Source organism: Holospora elegans E1 (genome assembly GCF_000648275.1).
GTDB lineage: Bacteria > Pseudomonadota > Alphaproteobacteria > Holosporales > Holosporaceae > Holospora > Holospora undulata_A.
In genome coordinates, this window is the sequence record NZ_BAUP01000073.1 from 1 (window position 1) to 21,687 (window position 21,687).

A 21,687-nucleotide genomic window follows, 5' to 3' on the forward strand; every position below is an offset into this window, starting at 1 on the left:
TATGAAAACGCAAGGGGTTAACCTTGAAAATCCCCCTATGAAAGATTTGGGAAGACTTTCCAAACTTATGACCATTGTCGCTGTTGCTATTGTATACGCTTTTATAACAAGCCTTACACAAGAACACAAGGGGACTCAGGTGGATCAAAGATAAACTCTTATTCTTTGATTTCAGCGATCTTTTAAACTACCTGAAAAAAAGTGAGGGGGAAAAAAGATGACGCAATTACACAGAAGACATGACATGTCAGAGAAATCTTGGAAAATGCTGGAGCCTTATCTACCAGGAAAAAAATCGGAGTTAGGGGGGAAAAGCAAAGAACAATCGTTAAACAATTTATCTGCTACGATTTTAAATCGCTTAATCATTCCTATGATATTTTCATTGGAGCTCCTTTTGCTCGCGAGTTCTTGATTGTTTTGCTTATCCCCTGGTGTTAAAGGGGGTTTCTTGTTTTTGGTAATTCGGATTTGCGATGTATCTTTTGTATCCCTTGATATCTCTGTTATCACTTTGACTTCACTATGCATCATAATTTTAGACTCCTTAAACAGTCTAAACTCACGCCGTTTTCCATTAGAAAATGTCGTACATATCACTTATTTTGAGACCTTTAACTAAAGATAGCGTGATTAATTTTCAATGTTTTATTAACATGAAGTGCCGCAAAAATAAGCAGTGTTCTCTCTAGAATTTCAAGTGATCGCGTGTTTGCAAGGGGGGGTAAAATCTTGCAAACCAATGGCGGTGTTGAGCGTTATTTTGTTTAATAGAAAACGTTTTATCTTTTCCCTGAAAGAGGCGGAGGCTTGGAATAATTTTATTAAAACCTGCCCAATGATCTCTGCAATAAAATAATAATCGTTCAAAAAGTCGTTTGAATGCTTGACTATAGTGATCAGCAAATTCCCAATAGATGAACCGTTTTCCAGCACGATCCTAGGATTTAGAAATCCAAGCTTTAAAAATCCAAATATTTTTGCTTCTTTTTTTTAATAATGAAAAATTCATCGACTTCCTTGACAATAGCTTTGTCTTCTGGGGAGGGTTCAGTTTTGGCGCATAGCCTTGATTATAAGGTGTCTGCCTCTTCAAAACAGCGCTCGCGCTGACACCAAAAGCTGAGCAATTCGCTTCATTGAAAGACCGCTTGCGTATAAAACAAAGACTGAGCTTGTCTTTCTCGGGCACACCTCGTGAAATTTTTTCCACATTTTTTACATTTGTACCGCTTTCCCCCTCGAACAAAACCGCTTTTAAAGCAATCCGAACATTCACAAAATTTACATACAATCTTTTTTAGAGACTTTTAAAAGAGTTCCTTTACCAGTTCTAACAAAAAAGATCTTTAGTTAAAAGGTTCTTTTAAGCAGAAGGGAATATTTTTTTGATAGAAAAAAAATTAAATTTCATGAGTTTATTATATATTTTATATTTTTTTTAATAAAGTATTAATAAAAGTTTTTACACATCGTTTTTGTATAATATCGATTGATTTTTGGATTGTATTGGCGTATAAACAATTAGGTAGTTAGCGTATGTACTATTTTGTTTAAAATATTTAAAAAATCAGACTGGGAAGAACGATGGTTCTTTATGCGTCGTTGGATGGCTAATCCTAAACAACTTGGAGCACTTTTTCCAAGCTCCCGAGCTTTGGCAAGGGCTATGGCAAAATGCGCGTTAGAAAATTTAGATCCTCAAGAAAAAATTTTAGAGTTGGGTGCTGGAACTGGACGTTTTACTCAAGCTTTAATTGATGCAGGGATTCCTGAGCATAGGTTGATTTGCATTGAAATTGATCCTAATTTGGGGATGTATTTAAAAAAGAAGATTCCTAAAGCAAAAGTCGTTTTGGGAAATGCGTGTGCTCTGGAAGAGATTTTAAATGCAGAGCAGTTAAGTACAAATATCGGTGTTGTGATTTCTGGGTTGCCTATGCTTAATTTTCCAGCTTTGGTGCAGAAAGAAATTTTAAGAGGATGTTTTAAGGTATTAAAATCAAAAGGACAGTTTTTACAATTTACGTACAGTCCTTTTCCTTCTATTCGAAGTCAGTGTTTTTCATTGACTAAAACACGTAAATGCTGGGTTTTTAATAATTTTCCTCCGGCTGCTATTTGGTCTTATGTCTTGGAATGATGAAGAAGAGTTTTTAAGAGCTCATTTGGTGGGGGTTGTGCTAAATTTGAAGAGTAGTCCCGAGCGATACAAAAATTTTATGTGTCGTGCGTGTCAGCTTCCTTTTGGAATAACGCGATTAGAAGCAAAAGATGGAAAAAATCTTTCTGAAGATTTTAAAGATTTATTAGTGGATGAGAGGGTTTATGGACGGCATTATGGAGGAAAGTTTCCTAGCTCAGGGACTATTGGATGCTATTTAAGTCATCGTCTTGCTTGGAAGAAAATGGTTCAGCACGCCATACCATGGATGCTTGTTTTCGAAGACGATGTGAAGTTTTGCCCAAATCTCTTATCAAGAATCTTGTATGAGCTTTTGACTCGGTATAAGGATTCTATTGATATTTGTAATTTTTCACTACGAGGAGCGGGAATGCCGTTAAAAGTTGGAGAAGTTTTAACGCATCATTTGTGTGTATATGGTCGTGATGTCTATTGTGCAGGTGCTTATTTGTTAAATTTAAAAAGTGCTAAGCAGCTGTTTAAGTACAGTTTTCCTATGCAGTTTCAAATAGACGATTATTATACCCAAACATGGAGATGGAATCTGGTATTTACTGGGGTAGAGCCCAGAATTGCTTGCCACGATGATCATGTTTTATCAGATATTAAAGAAAGGGGGGGGCGTCAATTTCGTAAAATTTGTTATTCTTCTAAACTAGTGCACACATTTGTGTACGGTGGTTTAGCTTGCTTAAGTATTGTTTTAAGGGAGTATCTAAATATGCGTCGCTTGATAGTAGCGTTAAAGCGGTATGCAAAAGTTCGAATTTTTTCCAAAAAAAATTTTATATGTGATTTAGGTAAAATTTATTAATTTAGAATTTTATCTTTTTTCAAGAATTTAAATAATTACTTTTTTTGTGTTTAGATTTTTATTTTTATTGATAACGATTTTTTTTACCTATTTTTATCACTAAAAAATTAAAATATATTTATATCGCGTTCTAATATTGTTAAATAATAAAATGTTAAATTATAATTACCTGTTATTGTTTTTTATAACGAATTTTTCTTTTTTGCTTTACGCTAATAAAAGATCTACAGGCGTAAAATCGCACGTTGCAACTTCAAAAAAACGTGTTTTTGGGGCTCAAGCTGATTATAATCCAGCGAATATTGCATCTTCTTGGGCCGAAATTTCTAACCCGGAAGTCTCGTTGCAGGCGCTGGAAAAATCCTACTTACTTACCATAAAAAATTGGAATAGTCAAAATCTTTCTGATTTTCAAAGCATGCCAGATTTCAAGCAAGCTAAGACTTTGGAAGAGGTCAAAAAAATTATTTTGAAAACATTATTGAAACAAAAAAATGTAACTCCTATCAGTAAATTTTTAATTCAAGCAAAAATTTCTGATGCATGGTGTCGTTTATTAGAGTATATTACCTATCCTTTGTGGAATTCAAAAAAATCTTCTTATGGAATCTCCATAAAGGATGTCTCTGCGTTACTTTCTGTTCCCCTTTCTAATATAAAATGTCAGGAACTGAGGCTTCCCGTTCCAGAAAATTTTTTAGATGCTTTTGAGCAAGCTGACCAAGTTTTGTCAGAACAAAAACAAGAAGAAACATCTTGTCTTTTTCCGAATAACGAAAAAAATTCTTCTAAAGAGATTCATTCTCAATCTTTGCCTGGAAATCCCTTACCTGACGGATCTTTGCCTGGAAATCCCTTACCTGACGGATCTTTGCCTGGAAATCCCTTACCTGACGGATCTTTGCCTGGAAATCCCTTACCTGACGGATCTTTGCCTGGAAATCCCTTACCTGATGGTCAAGCTTTATATAAGAAAAGTAACCACAAAACGTCTTATAAAAAATCGCTGTCTACTTACGTAAAAGGAACGGAATGTTTAGAATTTTGGGTTGCCTCTATAATAGAACAAAGTATGCGATACATCAAAAAGAAGCCTCATGTTTGGGGTGCGATCTTTAATTCTGCAAATGCAGACCCCATGAATCAACGTATTGTTCAGCATCTTAAACGCGTTATGAAGGAAGAGTCTTCTTCCGATCACCAGGGAGATTACGATCGAGGTACGCAGGGCTATGATTATGGATCTAGTCCAATATCTGCCAGCGGTTCAGGCGCTCAAGGCTCTTCCAAACCTTTTACAGATCCACAATATTTGGATAGTAGAGAGGAATCCTCTCCTCAAGAACCACAAGAGCCCGTTGTCAAACGTAGAACAGTTACATTTTTTTCAAAAAAGAGAAAATAGTTTAATGCAGTGCGAAAAAATTAATAACTATGTATTGAGACTTGCGTTTTTAGTAATTGTGGGAACATTTTCTTCACGTGTTCTTCAGGCAGATTCTAAAAAAGATTATAAAGAGTGCCAAATTGCTATTTATGATAGTAGGGAAGAAATGCTAAAATTTGGAAAAGAATTTCTTTATTTCTTAAAAAAAGAATCAGGAAATCGGTCAAGTGAAGAATTGGAAAGAGAAGAAAAATTATTTAATACGCTCATTAAAAATATTAACCATGGAGATATAAAAAAATTTTCAGAAAAATTTCTAAAAACAATCCCAGAAGATTTTTATAGGGGAAAAAATCCACAAGATGCTTTGGTCTTAGATATAGAAAAAATTTTTACAAATTACTACAATGCTTCCATGAAAAGCAATACATCTTTTAGCGGTGATCTTGAAATAAAGCTTAAAGAAGAAAACGAGGCATCTGTAACGTATAATAAAATTTTAACGACTATTTATCGTGTGGTGCTAGAACAATCTCATTACTCAGATAGTTCGATTTTCGAAACCAGCTATATTATTCGGAATGCATTAGAAACTTTGGGAAAAAAAACTAATTTTTCTCCTGTGCTACAATATTTTTTGGAAAGTATTTTTCGAAAAAAAGATTTACGTTCTTTGGTTAAAAAAATAGTGTCGATGTCTCTTCAAGAGTACAAAGATAATGAAAGAATTATTAATCACCCCTCTATAACTAAAAACTTAAGATGCATTAAAAAATTTAAGCAAGCCAGTGATCAAATTCAAGAAGAAGACGACGAAAAACTTTTAGAAGGAGAGGCACCAGAACCTCTTCCTGATCAAGTTTTAGAAGTTCTATTTTTAGAGGGGATAAAAAAAAGCTCTCTTACTAATCCAGCAAGAAAAAAACTTTTAAGGTATCTTGAAAAAAAAGATTATAAAAGTAAAGATCCTCAATGGAATGAAAATACTCCACTTATTAAGAAAATTATTCAGGCGTTATCAGGGGAATCAAAACGTAGTAAATACGAAGAATCTGAATCACGTCGTTCGCGTTCATATGATTCAGATAATTACGGAAGAGGGGCTTCTCTTATTTCTGCAAGTAGAGGGTCTTCTGATCGCTCCAGAGTTTCATTTCAAGGGGCAGGTCTTTTAGGGTACGGTGTTGAAAGTGTTTTTAGGGATTCTAATTCGGATGAAGATAAAAAAAAAGATGAAGCTCCTAAGTTAACGATTAACTTTTGGGATCGTCTGCGCCCAAAAAAGAGAAAAACGGTAAAATTTTTAAAAAAAATAAAAAATCTAAATCATTAAAAGATTAAAATTGTTTGCTAATTTAATTAATTTTAAGTTTCAACGAAGAGTAATACTTGTATCTATAAAACGTCCCTTGATGAGCCTTCCCGTTATAAACAAAACCCCAGGAACAATCCAGAAAGATAAAGGCACTGTATAGAGGGACCAAACAGAAAATCCACCAGCGACTAACATTACTCCCCAGAACCACCAAGATACCTGAACTTTTTTGTAAAGAATAAAACGAATTAATGCTGCAAGACATGCAAGGTAAATCATAATAAAAATTGAACAACACAATTCAATCACCTGTCCCAAAACGCCTTCTGATTTTTGAATTTGAATCAAAAATGTAGTTCCTGCCAGCATAAAAGCAGTAACTAAAACTCCAAAAGCGGTGGGGTCTATTTTGGAAGGTTTGACGTTAATAAGACCGCTACGCAAGGCAACCGAAATCATTTGGCCAGAAGCTAAAAGCCAAGAGTTAAGGGTTCCCAAACACATCATCATGGCAGTCAGAGAAAAACCAGTGTTCCCCCAAGGCCCAAACAAGTTTTTAATTAGCTCTGTTAATGGGTTAATCCCCGGCTTGAATGAAGTAGAGCTCATAATAATCCAAGTGTTGATAAAGTAAATACAAAGGACGCAAGCGGTTCCAAAAAAAAGAGCAAGAGGAAGGTTTCTTTTAGGATTTTTGACCACGTCCGTGATCGTTGTGCTTGCTTCTAGTCCAACAAATCCCCAAAAAGTCAGTAAACTTGAAGCGCTTAGTGCGCGTAAAGGTGGTTCACTGACACTCCAGACCCCTGTACCCCATCCGTATTTAGCTATTGTTATCACGGGAATAACAATCCAAGGAAGTACTTTAAATAGGGCAAATATAATTTCCCCCCATCCTGAAATAACTGCTCCGTAGAGGTTTAGAACGCTGACCCCTGCAAGCATAGCCGCACCTGTCATTATTTTTAAGGAAAACGAGAACTGACACCCTAGTGCAGATTCTAAGCTAGAAATTGCAAGCAAAAGCAAGGGAACGGAACTAAACCAAGAAATAAACCAATAGGCCCATGTGCTATAAAATCCTGCAGATTTTCCGAACGCTTTTTCAATATAAACAGAAGGTCCTCCGAAAGCAGGATCTGTTTTTGAAAGTACAGAAAAAATAAGCGTTAAGCTTAACGCTCCCAATCCGCTGACTATCCAGCTTAAAGCTCCCCAAGAACCATAAACGCCTAACTGCTCTGGCAACAAAAACAAGGCAGAACCTAGTTGCAATCCGATAACAAAAGCAATGACCGAAAAAAGATTCATTTTTTCTCTTTTTTGAATTTCCATGGTATAGAATCCTTCCTTGGTAACAAAAATAATATCATAGATTCTATGAAACTTTTGCTTGAATATCAAGAGAAAGTTTAAGGAAAGGCTATAATTAATATAGTAAAGTCTTCTTAACAGTCTAATCTTTTCAATACTTCTAATCAATCGTAACTTTTTAAAGAAATGTGGATTTTCTTTAAAATAATTTAATGAGCAGTCCTTGTTGGCAAGGATAAAAATTTAGGTTAGGATATCAGAGAAATTCGATACGAACCTTACGTAAAGCCTATGGCAGGACATTCACAATTTAAAAATATTATGCATCGTAAAAATGCCCAAGATGCAAAACGTTCAAAAATGTTTGGAAAATTCCTCAGAGAAATTAGTGTGGCAATTCAAGAAGGGGGGGGAAGAGACATGACTGCTAATCCCGCTTTGCGTTCTGCCATAGCAAAAGCCAAACAAGCCAATGTCCCAAATGCAAATATTGCAAGAATATTAAAGGGAAATAATCAAGAAGATCGTATATATGAAAGTATTCGTTACGAAGGGTTAGGACCGGCAAACAGTGCGTTAATTGTAGATGTAATCACAGATAACCGTAATCGCAGTGCGTGTGATATTCGTACCTTATTTCATAAAAACGGTGGAAGAATGACTGATTCTAACACAGTGGGCTTTATGTTTGAACGCAAAGGTATGATTTTATACGACGTAAAAACAATTCAAAAAGAAAAACTGATACTTTCTGCTCTAGATGCAGGTATTCAAGATGTAGAGGAGGCAGAGGAAGCGTGTGTGCTTTTTTGTGTATTAGAGCAGTTGCACCAAGTTGCTGAAGAATTAGAAAAGGGATTTGGAGCGGCAAAGGAAGTTCAAGCCGTGTGGTGGCCTCATCATTGGGTAGAGTTGCCCGATGCGGAATCGTATGAAAAATTAGATCAGTTACATACTGCACTAAATCAGCATGATGATGTTCATCGAGTCTGGGACAATGTTATTCAATCTTGAAATTTGAATAAAGGCATGGGAAAAAGAAAGGTATGGTGGGGAATTGCCAGCGCGCTTTGCGTGATGTTGGTCGGTTGCGATCCTTGTGAAGAAGTAAAAAGGCCTCAAATCCAAAAAAAGGGGACTCAGGCTCCCTATCTTATTAAGGGGGTGTGGTACTATCCCCAAAGTCACTATCACCTAAAGGAAGAAGGTGTTGCTTCGTATTATGGCATTAACGATGGCGAGCATAACGGACTGGACGCTATGGGGGGAACCTACAATATGCATAAAATGACAGCAGCTCATAAAACTCTTCCTCTTCCTTCTGTTGTTCAGGTGCATAACCTTAAAAATAATCGCTGCGTTTTGGTTGCAGTGACCGATAGAGGCCCCTTTATAAAAGGAAGAGTTATTGATGTATCTGTGCAGGCTGCCAAAGTTTTAGGGTTTTTTCATGAAGGCACTGCCCCGGTTCGCATTTACGCACTAGAAAGAGAAAGTAAAGTGTTGACAGAATTGGCAAAAAATATTTCTTTAAAGTGGAACAGTTTGTCAGACTTACTGCCGGAAGTAAGAAAATTGTGTCAAAATTATCAAAACGATTTTCCTTCTTCCCCTGGTTCAAATTCTTGTAAAGCAAATAGAGTACATTTGGATTCTGGTAGATCTGTATCTTTGAAAAAAATAGCAATCGAAAGGTCAAAACCAAAAATTCAAAACGAGTTGGTTATAAAAAATATAGAAAGCGTAAGATCAAAAAAAATATTCAAAAAGCTCTTGTTACAAAAAAAATTTATGTGTCTGTTGCGCACTTGTCTTTTGATGAAGCAACCTGGGTAAGAGTGCAGAGCAATACTTTTCATTGGATATGTTCTGGAATCAAAAAAGTTCAAAACTCAGGACATAAGCCTTTTATGATACTTTTAGGGCCTTTTTTGAACCAATCTCAAGCACAAAAGGTAATAAATTTCTTTAAAAAAAACCATATGTCAGCAGTTGTAGTACCCTTATCTTAAAGGAGGATAAAGATTATATATGCAATTTTTTTTCATATTTTTCAACTTTTTATTTTTTTTCGCGTTTTCGAAAAATGCTTTATCTAAAAATTTTACTATGCCCCCCCTTGTTCACACTAGTGCGCCGTTTGCCTTGGTTGTGAGCGCGGATTCTGGAGAGGTGTTATTTGATAAAAATTCTAGTGCGTTTATTGTTCCATCTTCTATGACGAAACTTCTTACATTATATATTTTGTTTGACGCGGTACGTAAAGGGCACTTTCAGTGGGACAGTTCACTTTTTGTTTCAAAAAATGCCACTCAGAAAGAAGGGTCGCGTATGATGCTGATTCCTCATCAAAACGTTCTTCTAAAAGATCTTGTTTTAGGAATTATCGTTTGTTCTGGAAATGATGCTAGTACTACATTTGCTGAAGCTTTTTCGGGAAGCGAGCCTCAATTTGCTCAGCATATGAATCAAGTTGCAAAAGGTTTGGGGGCGAAAAATACTCATTTTACCAACTCTTCGGGGCTTCCTGATCTTGAGCATAAAACTACTTGTCAAGATTTGGCTTGTATAGCGCTGCGAATTTTTCAAGATTTTCCAGAATATTATCCTTATTTTAAATCAAAAGACTTTACCTTTAACAAGGTTCGCCAGTGGACGAAAAATCTCCTTGTCCGAAAAGGAATTGCAGATGGAATGAAAACTGGAAAAACTCAAGCGGGTGGATACGGAATCGTTGCTTCTGCGCAACGAAATGCGCAACGATTTATTGTGGTATTAAATGGAATGAAAACGGAACAAGAGAGATTTCATCAAGCGGGTTCATTGCTTAATTGGGCTTTTGATCGCTTTGTTACTATCAATCTTTTTAAAATGAATTCTGTTGTAAAGGAAATTCCTGTTTTTGGCTTAAATCAAAAAGTTGGGCTTTACACACCTAAGCCTATTTCTATTTGTATTCCTAAATATCAGTTAAAGGACGTAAAAGTTAAAATTATATATTATAATGGAGTTTATGCTCCAGTACGCAAGGGAGAGCTTTTGGGAGAAGTGCAAGTTTTGATTCCAGAAAAGCCCAAAAAAGTTTTTCATCTTTACGGAAATCGAGATGTCATTTTAAAAAGTTGGTGGAGAAAAGTTTTGTATAAATTAGGGTTTTAATAAAAAAATAAATAGAGGTAAAACTTAGAAGATTAAAGGAGATCGAATTCATGAATGTTAAGAAATTTATTACTTTTGAAGGGGGGGATGGCGCTGGAAAGAGTGTTCAAATTCAAAAATTATACCACCGCTTAAAGCAAGAACACGGGCCAGTTTATGTTACGAGAGAGCCAGGAGGAACCGCTTTGGGAGAAACGCTCCGTACCATGATTTTGCGCACACCTGATCTAGCACCAAAGTCATTATGTGCTTTATTTATTGCTGCGCGACACCATCATTGGGCCCAAGTCATCGCGCCAGCTTTGGCACAGGGGTTTTGGGTCTTGTGTGATCGATTTATTCATTCTACTTTTGTCTATCAAGGGGGTATAGGGGGACTGGATTTTGAGTTTATTCAGTTGCTTCACGAGCAATTAGAAGCATACATTATTCCAGGACTTACTTTTGTATTGCAATCAGTTCCCACAGAAAGTTATGCGCGATGCCAGAGGCGCGACTCTTCTCAAAAAAATTACTTAGATCAGAGGAATTTTTCTATTCACTGTGCTGTGGAAAAAGCGTACAATGACCTTAGTTTAGGAAACATTGTGCGCATAGCTCCTGGTAATTTAAAAGAGACAGAAGAAAGTGTGTGGAAGAGTTTTCAACATTATCTCTTAAAAGAGTGTTCAGAATGATTGGGTATCTTAGTGGGCGTATTATTAGGCGAAAATCGCCAATTATTATATTGGAAATCCAAGGAATAGGCTATGTGGTGTACGTCAATCATCGTCAGCTAGAACGTTGGGGAGATACTGTAAGCTTGTGGATTGAAACAGTGATGAAAGAACACCAAAGTGAGTTGTATGGATTTGAGTCTTTAAAAGAGCAAAGTGCTTTTTTGCAATTACAAAAAGTTCCAGGTTTAGGGCCAAAAGTAGCTTTAAGCATTCTATCTTTTTTTGATGACGTAAGCCAGCTTTATGGTGCCATTCAACAGCAGGATTTTTCACGGTTTAAGATGATTCCCGGGATTGGTGCAAAGTTAGCAAGTCGTATTATTCAAGAACTTCAACAAACGGTAATGCAAGAGGATTCAGTAAGAGTTCAGTGCGATGAGGAAGTAAAAACAGCGCTACAAGCATTGTGCGCTTTGGGATACGAATCTAGGATTGCATTAAACGTATTGCAGCAAATCACAAAAGAAGAAAAAGATGTGGACGCAGAAGCCTATGTGCGACACGCTTTAAAGCGTTTACCTTCCTAAAGCGTCAACTTGTTTTTTTATTAGATAAGAAAATAAGTGTATCGTTACGTGCACCATGAAATTTTTAAAATTCTGTTTTGATGGGCGCTAGTGTATTGAAGTTCAAAACGCACGTAAGTTTCAGGGTAAAGATACCCTAAATAGTCTGCCCATTCTATAAGACAAATATTGTGATGTAAGTAGTCTTCTATTCCTAAACTTTTTAAACGATCTGGATTTTTTTCTAGGCGATAAAGATCAATATGCCAAATCGTTTGATCATTCCAAGTATAGGGGATCATCAAAGAAAATGTCGGACTGCTGACTCGAAGATCTTTTCCAAGAGCGGTTTGTAAAAGGCTTCGAACCCAGGTTGTTTTCCCCACCCCAATTTCTCCATAAAGCAAAACAGGTATACCATTTTGGAGTAAGGAAACGTATTGCGCTGCGTGTTGTTTTAGTTCTTGTTCATTAACAACTTCGTTTAATAAGATTTGTTTAGAGGGCAAAAAAGTTTCAAGATACAATAAAAGCATATACCGGGAATTATGCCATGAATTTCTTTTTTTTGAAAGAGAAAAATTGTTATTTTGTATAGGTGTTTATTTTATAAAATAATAGAATTTGTAAATTTATTATTAATTTTTTGATTTTAATTATGTAATACAGTGTAATCAAAAGTTCATTATTTTTATGCGCTGAAATTCTCAAGATTTTCTTGAAAATTCGTTACTCTTAGAGAAAAATATTTTTTTATCTTTACAAAAATTAACGATACTGTTGAGATAATTTTTTGTCTAAGATAGATCTATAAACTGAGCAAGGAGTCTTGAATAATGGATAATTTGACTTATTTTCATAATAAAAAATCAAATCAGATTCATAAAAATCATTACAAATAAAAATTAAATATATTTTTCTTTATTAAAAAAATCACAAAGAGTTTTTTAACTATACATTTATAAAAAATTTATAAAAAATATACTTTTTTATTTTACAATTGAGTAGTAATGTTTTAGTATTATTGATTATTATGAAAAATTTTTTTTTATATTTGAGTTTATTAAGCGCTTGTGCTCACGCGGGAGGCCAGTCTTATCGAGTCATAGAAGAATCTTTACAAAAAGTTTTTTCTGAAATTTTGGATCCTTCTTCTAAAAAAATTCAATTTCCTGAGATTGATTTTGACCAATCTTTAACTGAGACAGAGAAAAAAATCTTAAAAAAACAAGTGTACCAAACGACATTTAATGCTTTGAAATTAAAAGCATATATTTTGAACCTTTCTGGGATGGCAAAAGATCTTTATTCTTATAAGCTTCCTGATTTTTCGACAAAAGCAGCAATGGAAGAGTTTAAGAAATTTTTCTTTAATTCTATCGAAAATATTATTAAATTTCCAGAAAAGGGAGACTTGGATTTTTCTGCACTGGAAGAAACAAAAATAGGAAAAATACAAGCCGAGCATTTTTTGGAAACTCAAGGAAAAAATGCTCTAGGTTTGGGAAACGAGTTATCTTCGTACATAGAAAACACTTGTTCTGAAGTTGTAAATAGTTTTTTGTCTTATACTGAAAAAATTAAAAATGAGATAGATTCTGCTTATCCTTTAATATCTGAAGATATAGACAAATTAAGCAAAAAAATCGAACGCCTTAGCACCAAGATTGGGATTAAAGAAAGCGAAGAAAAGAAAATTTTGGCGGAAGCCCATGTCTTAAAAAAATCGAACCTTTTCAGAAATTTGATCGTTTTAGAGGATTTTTCGCCTAAAAAAAACAGCACAGAAATAAACATCCTTAATACCCAGCAACATCCTGATATTCTTAATACCCAGCAATATCCTGATATTCTTAATACCCAGCAATATCCTGATATTCTTAATACCCAGCAACATCCTGATATTCTTAATACCCAGCAACATCCTGAGAAAAACATCCTTAATACCCAGCAATATCCTGATATTCTTAATACCCAGCAACATCCTGAGAAAAACATCCTTAATACCCAGCAATATCCTGCCAAAAAACATACTTTTTCACCAAAACAATTACCAGGTCAAGTCATTTCACCAAGTCATTTTTTACCCCGGCCTATTTTACCCAGTAAAGGTGATAACGAAATAAACCTAAGAACTGAGCAGGTTCCTTCAAAAAAGCAGAGCTTCTTTGTGCCAAACTTTTCTAACGCACCTCAATCTTCTCTAAAAGGAAAAAATCTTTTTAAGACCGAGAAATAGTGCTTCTAAGCATCAATGCTAATCACACTATTTCAGTTTTTCTAAAAAAACGAAGGCTTTGGTGTTTATAAAAATTATCTCATCATAAAAAAAACTAAAACGGAGAAGTACTTGGGGGGGGGGCTATGGTTTCACTTTGGTTAATATCGAATTAATGACTTTTTTAATATCTCTTATTTTTGTGTTGTTCTTTAAAAAGAAAAAAAAATTAAAAATAAATAAATTACAATCTAATAAGTGATGTAAAATTTTTGTAAACCAATAGAAAGATCTTTACTCTTTAAGAAAGATCTTGTATTCTTCGTAGAAAGAAAAGAATAAAGAGACGTAATATGATAGTTGTTTTGATGATTTTTCACATTATTGTGACGATTTTTATGGTGAGTATTATTTTGCTGCAAAAAGGAGAAGATTTTGGAGCTGAAAGTGTTTCTCTTCGTGGAGCGGGTGGGGGAGAAAGTGTTTTTACAAAACTCACCGTAATCGTAGGGGCTATTTTTATGGGAGATTGTTTGTTAATGGCAACTTTGGTTCGTTTAGAATCTAAAGTGAATAAAATTAAAAATATTGATGAAGAGAAGGCAAAAAAAACCTGCCTTAAAAGAAAATCTAGAAAAAAAATAGCATTGTTTCTTTATAAAATAGATAAGATGGGCGTTAAAGCGATTAGAAGGCTTGACGTGCAAAAAAAAATCCTTTAATCTGAGAGCTAAGAAATGAAAGCAGTTCAAAAATGCTAGGGTGGTATAAACAAGCTCATGATTTTATATTGAGTGTATTTACCGAAGTTAAGCGGGTCGAATGGCCGAAGCGTGGTGAGGTTGTTTTTAACGTAATTATCGTTTTTGTTCTCGCACTTGCGTTTTCTGTCTTTTTTTTGGTTGTGGATCAGACGATTATTGGAGCGTTACGATGGGGGCTAGGATATGGCTACGATTGATGCTCTTCGTTGGTACATTCTTCGTGTGGTTTCTAATGCAGAGGCTTCTATCGCTTTAGAAGTGGAAAAGCAGCTAAAGGATGCCAAGCTTTGGCATGATACGTATCAGACACTGGTAGTGGCAAAGAAAGTAGAGGTAGTACGTAGGGGAATCCGTCAGCTGGTTGATGAAAAGTTGTTTCCTGGGTACGTTTTTGTCCGTTTGAATTTAACGAATGCTGTGAGTGATGTGGTGCGTAACACTGCAAGAGTTCTTGGTTTTCTTGGGAATGATTCGGGACCTCAATGTTTAAGTGATGAGGAGGTAGATAAAATTCTTCATCAGGCCAGTGAAGCGGTGGCTCCTTCTGATGTTTGTCATGCGCTGGAAGTGGGGAAGATGGTGAGAATTTCTGGCGGATTGTTTTCTACGATGGAAGGAATGATCGAATCTAAGGACCTTCTTAAGCAGCGCGTTAAGGTTTCTATTTCTATTTTAGGGCGGTTGACAGCGGTGGAGCTAGGGTTCGATCAAGTTGAAATCATTGAGGAGTAGTGGATGACTGTAATATCAAAAGAATCTAAAAAAAGAGTTCCTGTGCGTACCATTCGTTTAAAGATTGGGGCAGGGGAAGCAACGCCGAAACCTCCTGTGGGGCCAGCTTTAGGGCAGCATGGGTTGAATATTCAAGATTTTTGTAAAGCGTTTAACGCTAAAACTCAGCATCTTGAAAAAGGTGCTCCTGTGAAGGTGTTGATTGATGTTTACGGAGATCGTAAGTTTGATTTTCGTGTTACGAAACCGGTAGCAAGTTATTTGTTAAAAAAGGCAGCTTCTATACAAAAAGGAAGCAGTTCTACAGGAAAAAGTGGGCCTGTTGCCACGTTGAGTCGCACTCAGCTTGAGGAAATCGCAGCATTTAAAATGGAAGATATGAATGCTTATGACGTGGCTTCTGCGGTGCGCACTTTGGAAGGTTCTGCGCGTTCTTTGGGTATTGAAATAAAAGATTGATAGGAAAGGTTATGAAACGAAATACGACAAGACGGTTACAGCTTAGGGATGAGGGGATTAATTTTCAAGCCGCGTATTCACTTTCTGATGCCGTGAGTTTACTTCAAGAAAGAGGAAAGTTAGGGCAAGGAGGGGTTAAGTTCGATCCGAGCGTTGAGTTTGTGTTTAAGTGTAACGTAAACACTGCTAAGAGCGATCAGGCGATTCGTTCACTGATTCCTTTACCTCACGGAACGGGAAAGACTTTGCGTGTTGCTGTTTTTGCAGATCATGGAGACGCTCAAGAAGCGCGTTCTGCAGGGGCAGACATCGTAGGGGGAAGTGACCTTATTGAAGAAGTGAAAAAGGGAAAAGTAGATTTTGATTTTTGTATTGCTACTCCCAATTTAATGGCAGAAGTGGGAACATTAGGACGTATTTTGGGGCCTCGTGGATTGATGCCAACTATTAAAACAAACACAGTTACAAAAGATGTTGGGCAAGCAGTAAGAAATGCTAAATTTGGCCAAGTTGAGATTAGGCCAGAAAAAGCAGGAATCGTTCATGGATTGATGGGGAGGCTTAGTTTTTCGTCTAGCGCTTTAGAAGAAAACTTTTTATGTGTCTATCACGCTTTGCAAAAGTTACGCCCTTCAGAAAGCAAAGGAGAATTTGTAAAGAAAAAAGGAATTTCTAGCACTATGGGATTTTGCTTGTGGGTAAAAATTTAATTTAGTGGGCTTGTATTAAATATAAAATCGTGATTTACTGTACGTTGATTACGTGCATGGTTTGGGAGGGTACATGGATCGTTTAGCTAAGAAAGATTGTGTTGATCGTTTGCGTAAAAATGTATGCCAGAGTTCGTGTATGTTAGTTGTGACACATTCTGGATTAAACGCGAAGTCTATTTCTGGATTTCGAAGGAAAGTTCGAGATGTCGGGGGAACGTTTGAAGTAGTAAAAAATACGCTGGCAAAAAAAGCATTGGGAGAAGATGTAGAATTTTTAAATGCTTTTCGATTTCCTACTGCGGTACTTCTTTCAAAGGATCCTGTTTCGTTATCAAAGGTTTCCGTTGATTTTGCTAAAGAGCAAAAAGAGCGGTTTCGAATAGTTTTAGGACGATTAGATGGTGTTTTTCTTTCTGAGAAAGAAATTCTAGAGTTATCTTCTTTGCCATCATTGGGGGAATTGCGAGCAAAGGTGTTGTGTCTTTTCAATGCTGTGGCAGGAAAGTTTCTTTCTGTTCTTCAAGCTCCGTCAAAAGGCATGCTAACCGTTTTGGATTCGCATCAGAAAAAAAATATAGATTAAACTTGAACAAGGGGATTTTAGATTATGGACGCAAAATTATTACAAATTCGTGAGCAGCTAGATACGCTAACTATTTTGGAAGTGGCAGCTTTGGTAAAAGAGCTTGAGTCACATTGGGGGGTTTCTGCCTCTGCTCCTATTGCGATGGTTGCTCCTGGTGCGGCATCTGCTGGTGCGGCGGTAGAAGAACAAACAGAATTTAAGGTGATCTTGAAAGGTGTGGGATCCAAAAAACTCGAAGTGATTAAGGAAATTCGTGCCATTACTGGGCTTGGATTGGGAGAAGCGAAAGCTGCGTCAGAGACCCCAGATTTTGTTGTAAAAGCTGATATTTCGAAGGCAGATGCAGATAAGATTGCTCAAAAATTCAAAGATATTGGTGCTGTCATTTCTGTAGAGTAAGCTGTTTTTGTGTGGATAAGAAAGGATTATCCTCTTGAAAAATGCAAGTTAGTTTAAAGCGAGCATTATAAAGGGGGTGTCTTTTTGACCTTTTTATAGATTGCTATTTTTGTAAGAAGTATTTACGGTGATTTTTATTTTTATCGGGGAAGACTTTTTTATGAAAAATGGATCCGAAATAGAGAGGTTAAAAATTTAAATTTACTTACTTTAGGGAGAGATTATGGTAGACCATGGAGCATTTGGTTTGGCTCCGAAGCGGCTTCGGTACGGTTTTTCTCGTTTTCCAGAGTTTATGGAAATTCCTAGTTTAATAGAGCTACAAAAGCAATCTTATGATGATTTTTTGCAAAAAGATGTGCCTTGGAATCAGAGAAAGCGAGAAGGACTTCAGGGTGCCTTGATGAGCTTTTTTCCTATACAGGATTTTTCGGAACGTGCTCAACTTGATTTGGATTATTATACTTTAGAGCCCTCTAAATTTGATATCGATGAGGTTCGTCAAAAAGGCTTGACTTATGCATCTTCTTTGAAAGTGCGTCTTCGGTTAACGTTGTTTGAGGTAGTAGACGGAAAACGGGAGATTAAAGAAGTAAGAGAGCAAGATACTTACTTGGGCGACGTCCCAATTATGACTCCAGAAGGAACTTTTGTTATCAATGGGGTAGAGCGCGTTGTTGTTTCACAAATACAGCGATCTCCGGGAGTTTTTTTTGATAAAGATTCTGGTCATCATGGAGTTAAGAGCTATGTGGCTCGTGTTATTCCTTTCCAGGGAGCTTGGATTGATTTTGAGTTTAGTCCAAAAGATTTGTTGTACGTTCGCATTGACCGTAAGAGAAAATTCTTAGTGACGACTTTGATGATGGCACTGAATTCGGACCAAGAATTTGAGCAAGAGCAAGAGCAAGAGCAAGAGTCTTGGTTGACCCCTGGGATGTCTCGTAGTGAGATTCTGCATCGATTTTATGAAACAGAGCGCTGGATTTTGAGCGGTGGAGAGTGGGTATGCGACTTCAATCCAAAGGGATGGCACAATGTTATTCTTACTCAAGACTTGATAGATGCGGATTCAGGGGAGGTAGTTGCTGCAGCGGGAGAGCGTTTAACTCAGCGGTTTTTATCCTTACTTCAAAAAAAGCAAATTAAACATGTAAGGGCAGATATTGGTCAAATAATCGGTCGTTGTCTTGCTGACGATCTTTTTTCTTTGGACACAGGGGAGCGATTAGGTCAAGCGGGAGAAGAAGTAACAAAAGAGCTTCTAGAGAAAATTTTACACGCATCTTGCAGCGAGCTTCAAGTGCTTTCTATGGATCATATAAGCAGTAGTGCTCCTTTGTGTAATACTTTGTTGGCAGATAAAAACCTTTCCCGTAAAGATGCGTTGGAGGAGATTTATAGTATTTTGCGCCCCGGAGAAAATGCTACACTGGAAGTGATGTACGCATTTTTTCAAAATTTATTTTTTAATCCAGATCGGTATAGTTTGGCAGAGGTTGGGCGTTTAAAAATGAATGCTCGATTGCCAAAATTAACGTCTCCTCTTTCTCAAACCTGTTTGTGTAAGGAGGATTTTATTGAAATTATTCGATGTTTACTCGACCTTAAAGAAGGAAAAGGGTTTGTAGACGATATCGATAGTTTGGGAAATCGTCGTGTGCGCTCAGTGGGGGAGCTTTTAGAGGCGCAGTATCGTTCAGGGTTGCTTCGTATGCAACGCGGAATCAGAGAACGTATGAGTGCCATTGATTTAGAGCAAGCAATGCCTAATGATTTTGTTAACGCTCGAGCTATTTCTTCCGTCATCAAGGAATTTTTCGGAACTTCTCAGCTGTCGCAGTTTATGGACCAAACAAACCCCCTTTCTTCTGTTAATCACAAGCGGCGGTTATCAGCTTTGGGGCCAGGGGGGTTGACGAAAGAACGGGCAGGTATTGATGTTCGTGACGTTAATCCAAGTCAACATGGTCGTATTTGCCCTGTGGAGACTCCTGAAGGAGGAAACATTGGACTGATTAATTCTATGGCAGTTTATGCCAGGGTTAATAAGTATGGCTTTTTAGAAACGCCTTATCGGCGTGTGATAGACGGTCGCGTTACTCAGGACGTTGTTTATGTTTCAGTTATGGAAGAAGAAAGTGCTTATGTTGCACAGCCAGATGCGGAAGTAGATGAAGATGGGTGCTTAAGAGGACCTCTTGTTCGAACCAGAAAAGCGGGAGAGTACGTTTTGGTTCCCGTAAAAGATGTGAATTTTATTGACGTTTCTCCAAAGCAAATTGTTTCTGTTGCGGCAGCTTTGATTCCGTTTTTAGAAAATAACGATGCGAATCGTGCGCTTATGGGGTCTAACATGCAACGTCAAGCAGTTCCTTTAATGAAAAGTCAGGCTCCCTTGGTGGGGACAGGGCTAGAAGCGTTAGTGGCAAGAGATTCTGGAGCTATCATTCACGCAAAGCGCGGAGGAATTGTAGATAGTGTTGACGCTCGGTGCATTGTAATTATTCCTGATAATCAAGAGAAAGATTCGTTAATTGATATTTACAAGTTAACTAAGTTTCGTCGTTCTAATTCTGGAACATGTATTCACCAAAAACCTGTGGTCAGCGTGGGGCAAAGAGTAACGGAAGGAAGCATTATTGCTGACGGATGTGCTATGGATCAAGGAGAGCTTGCCTTAGGAAGTAACGTTCTTGTTGCATTCATGCCTTGGTACGGGTATGGATTTGAGGATTCTATTGTTATTTCAAATCGTTTGATAAAAGAAGATACGTTTACAACGCTTCATATTGAAGAACTAGAAGTTATTGTACGAGATACAAAATTAGGAGCAGAGGAAATTACTATTGATGTTCCTGGTGTTCCAGAAGAAATGTTGGCGCGCCTAGATCAGTCTGGAATTATTCATATCGGAAGAGAAGTAGAGCCTGGCGATATTTTGGTTGGAAAAGTCAGTCCTCGCGCTGAAACTACGTTAAGTTCCGAAGAAAAATTGTTGCGGGCGATTTTTGCGGACAAAGCTTCAGATGTAAAGGATAGTTCGTTGCGTGTTCCCTCTGGGATGCGGGGAGTAGTGTGCGATGTACAAATTTTTTGTCGTGCAGGGGTAGAAAAAGACGAAAGGTCTTTGATTATTGAGCGACAAAAAATAGCACAATTAATTCAAGAAAAAGATATTGAGAAAAATATTCTTGAGCGTATCATGAAAAAAAGTACTAAAGAGCTTGTTGAAAAATATCAGCGACGTCTTTGTATTGAAAAGTCATTGTGGACCCCAGAAATAGAAGCAGGAAGATGGAGAACGTTTCATTTAGATTCAAAAAGTCCTGAAGGGGAACGGCTAGGAATTTTGCGTTCTAAATATAACGAGAATATTAGAAAGCTTGAAGAGCAGTGTGAGCAAAAGGTTGGTCGTGTTAGCCGGGGTGACGAATTACCTGCTGGAGTTTTGAAAATAGTCAAGGTATTTTTGGCGGTCAAGAGAAAATTGCAACCAGGAGATAAAATGGCCGGACGTCACGGAAACAAGGGGGTTGTTTCTGTGATTGTTCCTCAAGAGGATATGCCTTATTTAGAAGATGGGACTCCGGTTGATATTGTTTTGAACTCATTAGGGCTTCCTTCGCGTATGAACGTGGGGCAGACGTTAGAAACCCACCTTGGATGGGCCTCTTTGAATTTTGGAAAAAAAGTAAAAGAGGTTTTAAAACAAGCAGTCTTTATGGACGCTGAGCAAGGAGAAACTTTCTTAAGGAAGGGGCTTTGCGACGTCTATAAGAAGCCGGATCTTGTTCAAAAAATTCAAGAGATGTCTCTAGAAGCTTTGATGAAGTTGGCAGAAGGAACGTGTAAGGGGATGCCTATGGCAACACCGGTTTTTGAAGGTGCTAAGGTTTCAGACATTGAAGAGTTATTTCAATCTTTGGGGCTTCATTTATCAGGGCAAGAGCGTCTTTACGATGGAAAAACGGGAGAACCTTTTGATCGTCCTGTAACAGTGGGTATCATGTATATGTTAAAGCTTGACCATTTGGTAGATGATAAAATTCATGCGCGCTCTGTAGGGCCTTATGGATTGGTAACTCAGCAACCTTTGGGAGGAAAATCTCAATTTGGAGGTCAGCGGTTTGGAGAAATGGAGGTGTGGGCATTGCAGGCTTATGGAGCGGCAAAAATACTTTTGGAAATGATTACTGTTAAATCTGATGATTTGGACGGAAGAATGGCGATGTTTAAGTCTATCATTAAAAACATGGAATCTTCTGTATCAACGCTTCCAGAATCTTTTAATGTTTTGGTCAAAGAACTTCGTACGTTGTGCTTAAACGTGGAGTATGTGCAAAAAAATGCAATCGATTGTTCTGCAGCGTAGAAGGGAGAATTATTAATGAGTATAGAAAATCAAGATGGATTT

22 protein-coding genes and 1 pseudogene are annotated in these 21,687 nt (G+C 37.0%); 18 read left to right on the top strand and 5 right to left on the bottom strand.

The annotated features are described in order from the left end of the window. Positions 1–327: 327 nt before the first annotated feature. The 3 genes and pseudogenes from HE1_RS10315 to HE1_RS09620 form a co-directional block, all read right to left on the bottom strand. Positions 328–459: pseudogene (locus tag HE1_RS10315) on the bottom strand (transposase family protein); the annotation flags it as partial. A gap of 155 nt (positions 460–614) precedes the next feature. Beyond that, on the bottom strand, positions 615–743 hold the full coding sequence (locus tag HE1_RS09955) for a hypothetical protein (protein ID WP_278243178.1): 129 nt from the start codon (positions 741–743) through the stop codon (positions 615–617). A 197-nt stretch (positions 744–940) separates the two neighbouring features. After that, complete coding sequence (locus tag HE1_RS09620; RefSeq protein ID WP_035544474.1) at positions 941–1,279, bottom strand: hypothetical protein; 339 nt, start codon at positions 1,277–1,279, stop codon at positions 941–943. A 270-nt stretch (positions 1,280–1,549) separates the two neighbouring features. Here HE1_RS09620 and HE1_RS02765 point away from each other — a divergent pair, with 270 nt between their 5' ends. The 4 genes from HE1_RS02765 (at position 1,550) to HE1_RS02780 (ending at position 5,719) form a co-directional block, all read left to right on the top strand. Next, positions 1,550–2,143, top strand: a complete 594-nt coding sequence (locus HE1_RS02765; RefSeq protein WP_278243181.1) for a class I SAM-dependent methyltransferase — start codon at positions 1,550–1,552, stop codon at positions 2,141–2,143. Beyond that, positions 2,130–2,999, top strand: a complete 870-nt coding sequence (locus tag HE1_RS02770) for a glycosyltransferase family 25 protein (RefSeq protein ID WP_035544478.1) — start codon at positions 2,130–2,132, stop codon at positions 2,997–2,999. Before HE1_RS02765 ends, HE1_RS02770 begins: the two co-directional genes overlap by 14 nt. A 136-nt stretch (positions 3,000–3,135) precedes the next feature. Beyond that, complete coding sequence (locus HE1_RS02775) at positions 3,136–4,404, top strand: hypothetical protein (protein WP_162531210.1); 1,269 nt, start codon at positions 3,136–3,138, stop codon at positions 4,402–4,404. Positions 4,405–4,408: 4 nt separating this feature from the next. Continuing rightward, on the top strand, positions 4,409–5,719 hold the full coding sequence (locus HE1_RS02780; protein ID WP_162480238.1) for a hypothetical protein: 1,311 nt from the start codon (positions 4,409–4,411) through the stop codon (positions 5,717–5,719). Between the two features lie 39 nt (positions 5,720–5,758). Here the strand turns inward: HE1_RS02780 and HE1_RS02785 are convergent, their stop codons facing one another. After that, the gene (locus HE1_RS02785) at positions 5,759–7,036 is read right to left on the bottom strand and encodes an APC family permease (protein WP_006292670.1); all 1,278 of its coding nucleotides are present in this window, start codon (positions 7,034–7,036) and stop codon (positions 5,759–5,761) included. Between the two features lie 270 nt (positions 7,037–7,306). Here HE1_RS02785 and HE1_RS02790 point away from each other — a divergent pair, with 270 nt between their 5' ends. From HE1_RS02790 to ruvA, 5 genes are all read left to right on the top strand, one after another. Further along, on the top strand, positions 7,307–8,029 hold the full coding sequence (locus HE1_RS02790; protein WP_023491926.1) for a YebC/PmpR family DNA-binding transcriptional regulator: 723 nt from the start codon (positions 7,307–7,309) through the stop codon (positions 8,027–8,029). A gap of 15 nt (positions 8,030–8,044) precedes the next feature. Beyond that, entirely contained in the window at positions 8,045–8,851 is an 807-nt protein-coding gene (locus tag HE1_RS06455; RefSeq protein ID WP_052567262.1) for a septal ring lytic transglycosylase RlpA family protein, read from the top strand. 195 nt (positions 8,852–9,046) lie between these two features. Further along, positions 9,047–10,174, top strand: coding sequence for a D-alanyl-D-alanine carboxypeptidase family protein (locus HE1_RS02805; RefSeq protein WP_006292675.1), 1,128 nt, complete (start codon positions 9,047–9,049; stop codon positions 10,172–10,174). Positions 10,175–10,224: 50 nt separating this feature from the next. Continuing rightward, on the top strand, positions 10,225–10,851 hold the full coding sequence (tmk, locus tag HE1_RS06460) for a dTMP kinase (RefSeq protein WP_006292676.1): 627 nt from the start codon (positions 10,225–10,227) through the stop codon (positions 10,849–10,851). Then, positions 10,806–11,420, top strand: coding sequence for a Holliday junction branch migration protein RuvA (gene ruvA / locus HE1_RS02815; protein WP_162480241.1), 615 nt, complete (start codon positions 10,806–10,808; stop codon positions 11,418–11,420). Before tmk ends, ruvA begins: the two co-directional genes overlap by 46 nt. 44 nt (positions 11,421–11,464) lie before the next feature. On the opposite strand, the gene tsaE is transcribed toward ruvA, so the two are convergent. After that, a complete protein-coding gene (tsaE, locus tag HE1_RS02820) occupies positions 11,465–11,935 on the bottom strand; it encodes a tRNA (adenosine(37)-N6)-threonylcarbamoyltransferase complex ATPase subunit type 1 TsaE (protein ID WP_006292678.1) in 471 nt (156 codons plus the stop codon). 464 nt (positions 11,936–12,399) lie between these two features. Here tsaE and HE1_RS02825 point away from each other — a divergent pair, with 464 nt between their 5' ends. The 9 genes from HE1_RS02825 to rpoB all read left to right on the top strand — a co-directional run bounded on the left by HE1_RS02825 (position 12,400) and on the right by rpoB (position 21,645). After that, positions 12,400–13,638, top strand: coding sequence for a hypothetical protein (locus HE1_RS02825; RefSeq protein WP_035544491.1), 1,239 nt, complete (start codon positions 12,400–12,402; stop codon positions 13,636–13,638). A gap of 332 nt (positions 13,639–13,970) precedes the next feature. After that, a complete protein-coding gene (secG, locus tag HE1_RS02830) occupies positions 13,971–14,339 on the top strand; it encodes a preprotein translocase subunit SecG (protein ID WP_035544493.1) in 369 nt (122 codons plus the stop codon). 68 nt (positions 14,340–14,407) lie between these two features. After that, positions 14,408–14,578, top strand: coding sequence for a preprotein translocase subunit SecE (gene secE, locus HE1_RS02835; RefSeq protein ID WP_206537223.1), 171 nt, complete (start codon positions 14,408–14,410; stop codon positions 14,576–14,578). Next, positions 14,565–15,113, top strand: coding sequence for a transcription termination/antitermination protein NusG (gene nusG, locus HE1_RS02840; protein ID WP_006292684.1), 549 nt, complete (start codon positions 14,565–14,567; stop codon positions 15,111–15,113). Before secE ends, nusG begins: the two co-directional genes overlap by 14 nt. Positions 15,114–15,116: 3 nt before the next feature. Then, the gene (rplK, locus tag HE1_RS02845) at positions 15,117–15,572 is read left to right on the top strand and encodes a 50S ribosomal protein L11 (protein WP_006292686.1); all 456 of its coding nucleotides are present in this window, start codon (positions 15,117–15,119) and stop codon (positions 15,570–15,572) included. 11 nt (positions 15,573–15,583) lie between these two features. After that, complete coding sequence (gene rplA, locus HE1_RS02850) at positions 15,584–16,282, top strand: 50S ribosomal protein L1 (RefSeq protein ID WP_024161474.1); 699 nt, start codon at positions 15,584–15,586, stop codon at positions 16,280–16,282. A 73-nt stretch (positions 16,283–16,355) separates the two neighbouring features. Beyond that, positions 16,356–16,868, top strand: coding sequence for a 50S ribosomal protein L10 (gene rplJ / locus HE1_RS02855; protein ID WP_024161473.1), 513 nt, complete (start codon positions 16,356–16,358; stop codon positions 16,866–16,868). Between the two features lie 24 nt (positions 16,869–16,892). Continuing rightward, positions 16,893–17,270 carry a 50S ribosomal protein L7/L12 gene (gene rplL / locus HE1_RS02860; protein ID WP_006292691.1) on the top strand — a complete coding sequence of 126 codons (378 nt, stop codon included), beginning with the start codon at positions 16,893–16,895 and terminating at the stop codon, positions 17,268–17,270. Positions 17,271–17,493: 223 nt separating this feature from the next. Then, complete coding sequence (gene rpoB / locus HE1_RS02865) at positions 17,494–21,645, top strand: DNA-directed RNA polymerase subunit beta (protein WP_006292693.1); 4,152 nt, start codon at positions 17,494–17,496, stop codon at positions 21,643–21,645. Positions 21,646–21,687: the final 42 nt, after the last annotated feature.